This is a genomic window from Herbaspirillum sp. CF444, assembly GCF_000282135.1.
Taxonomy (GTDB): domain Bacteria; phylum Pseudomonadota; class Gammaproteobacteria; order Burkholderiales; family Burkholderiaceae_D; genus Herbaspirillum.
Genome location: NZ_AKJW01000053.1, coordinates 1 through 2544, shown reverse-complemented (window position 1 = coordinate 2544; position 2544 = coordinate 1). Strand labels below are relative to the sequence as shown.

Genomic DNA, 2544 nt, shown 5'->3' with positions numbered 1-2544 from the left:
TACGATCGAGTTTCAATAAGCCGTTGCCATCGCAGTGGATAAAACGGCAATAAAGAAATTGAGGAAAACCGGTTTTACCCAGATGCGACGGGCAAGAGGCAGAGTAAAGCTGGAGTGGGGCGACGTGGGGTAAGCTTGGATGGGAAGAGAGTGAGCGCTGCGTAGTCGACGTGTCAATTGAGCTTGATCAGGCAGTGGGCTGCGACAGGGCGGGAAAATAAAAAAGCACAGCGGCATTTCTGCAGCGCTGTGCCATTCAGTGAATCACAAGGGGATTCAACGATAGTCGAACGACACCAGAATGCTGCCGTTTTTGGCCGCGCCCGCATCGGCGGTATTGCGCAATGTGGCTGTCAGCGGGACAACAACATCTTTCTGGCCGGCGAAAGTGTAGTTGATCTTGTCGCCGGGAGCGAGCAGCGCGGCATTGTGGCGGATGGCAATTTCCGCGCCCGCAACGCCGCCGCTAAAAGTCTTGACTGCGCGGGGCGCAGCGCCTGCATCCTGAATCGAAATCTGGACGGATTGACTGGCGTTGCAATGGACATTCAGCGGTATCTGATTGCCGGATTGGCTCTTGTTCAATGTTTGCAGATCGATGGTCTGATTCTGGACGGTGCATGCGGGTTCGGTGATTGCTCCCGAGAAGTGGATCGTCCCGCCGCTAGCGGCAAACGCCAGCGAAGAAATGACTGCAAAAACGGAAAAAACAAGAGAATTCTGGAATGCGGATTTGACACTGGACATGATGGATCCCCCGAAAAAACACGCTACACAATGACTTTCCAATATAAATTCGACTTATTTCGGAGTTCGCATCTGAGTCAGATTGCTTTAGTTATTATTTAAATTATACCCAGTAATAATTCTAGCGCTGTTGCATTTAGGTAGTTTTTGCGCCAAAGCAACATAAATTGCGGATGCTCATTTGCAATCCCAATCCTTGTTGCAAATTTGATGAACAAAATTGCCAGGTGTCGGGGCATCGATGCTGCGGAGCGTGGTTTTTTGCCTATGAACGGAGCAGGCCTATGCCGGGATCGCGGATGTTCGGATTGTCGACGGCATAGACGGAAGTCATGCGGGGGATGCCTGCGTGACGGAAAATGGCGGCGGCCGCGTCGCCCGGTGCGAACGCAGGCCGGGAATATTTTTCGGATTCCGGGGGAGATTAAGTGGAGATTAAGCGGAGATTAAGTAAGGCGTTTTTCTTCTCGGGGTGAGGCGCCGGATCGTTGGTCGCGACCCGATACGGTGTAATCACGGGGCGAGCGAGCATGCCGGCAAGACGGCATCACGTGCAGACGCCGCGCTTGCTTCGGCGATCATTGATATGACATGGTGAACGTAGCAATGCCATTGGCAATTTTCCCCGGCGTGACGATCGCGCCTGTCTGAATGTATCGCGCACTCAGGTTGATATCCGTCGCAGTAGGGACCGAACCGTCGGAGGTGAAAACCGCGAACTGGTTGGTGTTGCCGGCCACCGACGAATCGGGACCGAACTTGACCACGTTCCCCGCATACAGCACTTGAATGCCGAGGCCCTTCACGGTGGATGTGGAGGTGAGGTTCAGGACGGAGGAGGTATTGGTCGGCGTTTGCTGATCCGTCAACGTTATGTACACCTTGGCGGCGACGCCGAAACAATTGACGCCGATGGTAAACGGCACCGGCTCGGAGGTGCTTCCTATTCCTTTAAAGGTATTCACCGGCAAGCCTATCGGCGGGGTCAGATTCACCGCGACATTCGGCGTCGTGACAAGACAGGTCTGCGGCACGACACTGACCTTGTTGGTCAATGCAAAATTTGCGTACGGGGTACCGTCCAGGCTGGTCTGTTTCAACGTGACCGGCGTGATGTCCCCTCCGGCAGGATAGGCGACCGTCTTCACCAGCTCCAGCGTGTATTGCAGATTGTTTTGCTCAAAGATGCGATCGTTGATCGTGTTTTCAGCCGTGTTCCACTTTAATTTTTCCGGCGTGAATTGGGTGACGTTATATGTCCTCGTCAGCCTGAATTCGACGCCGTAGATGCCCGATTCCATAAAAATGGCATCCGTCGATGTCATGGTTTGCGATCCGCTTGCCACAAAGTTGACGGTCGGGTTGCTGCATTTCAGTCCGACCGGCTGACCGCTGAGCGTTTGCGAGTTGGAGGCAATCACGGTACCTGCGGGCGCATCCCGAGGTATGGCGATCGTTGGCGGAAGCGTGTAGTTGAAATCGAATGTACGCGCTCGCGCCGGTTGCTTTGTCGAGATGTTGACCCAGGTACATGCCGCATGGCTTATGGCTGGGAGGAACAAGCCTCCCAGGCACACACCCGACAGGAGGAACGCCTGTAAGAAAGCGCGTCTCCCGGTCGGCACGACATCCTCGCTACAAAACGACATGGACTTCCTTTTCGACATGGCCTTCCTTTTGCCTGAATGTGCGGGCGAGAAAAGAGGGGGCGATGATGTTGTCTTTTTCATGCGTATCATGAAGTAGAGCCTTCTCAATTTGTAATGATTTCGTGCTCACTGAGTCAGAGCGCTATCG

The 2544-nt window shown here is 53.9% G+C and carries 2 protein-coding genes; both read right to left on the bottom strand.

All coding sequences use genetic code 11. The features are described 5' to 3' along the window. Positions 1-276 precede the first annotated feature (276 nt). Positions 277-585: a hypothetical protein gene (locus tag PMI16_RS26425; protein WP_237719834.1), complete on the bottom strand. Its 309-nt coding sequence runs from the start codon at positions 583-585 to the stop codon at positions 277-279. Between the two features lie 740 nt (positions 586-1325). After that, the gene (locus PMI16_RS24990; RefSeq protein WP_157212587.1) at positions 1326-2477 is read right to left on the bottom strand and encodes a fimbrial protein; all 1152 of its coding nucleotides are present in this window, start codon (positions 2475-2477) and stop codon (positions 1326-1328) included. Between the last annotated feature and the right edge of the window lie 67 nt (positions 2478-2544).